Source organism: Alkalicoccobacillus porphyridii (assembly GCF_007293315.1).
Taxonomy (GTDB): Bacteria; Bacillota; Bacilli; order Bacillales; family Bacillaceae_D; genus Alkalicoccobacillus; species Alkalicoccobacillus porphyridii.
In genome coordinates this window covers 1-248 of record NZ_VLXZ01000355.1, presented here as the reverse complement: position 1 = coordinate 248, position 248 = coordinate 1, and the positions used below count along the sequence as shown (strand labels likewise).

Genomic DNA, 248 nt, shown 5'->3' with positions numbered 1-248 from the left:
ACATGGTGGAAGGCGGCAGCAGCAAAGCGTTCACCGTGATCAAAAAAATGATGTATGCCGATCCGCAGGCGCTGCACGCTCTACTCGATAAACTGGCGAAAAGCGTCACTTTGTATCTGAATGCGCAGATTAAAGCCGGTGCTCAGGCAGTGATGATTTTCGACACCTGGGGCGGTGTGCTTACCGGGCGCGATTATCAACAGTTCTCGCTCTATTACATGCATAAAATTGTTGATGGTTTACTGCGT

General features: G+C 49.6%; 1 protein-coding gene. It reads left to right on the top strand.

Going from position 1 to position 248, the window contains the following annotated elements:
• A partial coding sequence (locus FN960_RS24570; RefSeq protein WP_368854073.1) for a uroporphyrinogen decarboxylase family protein occupies window positions 1–248 on the top strand: 248 nt, incomplete at both ends.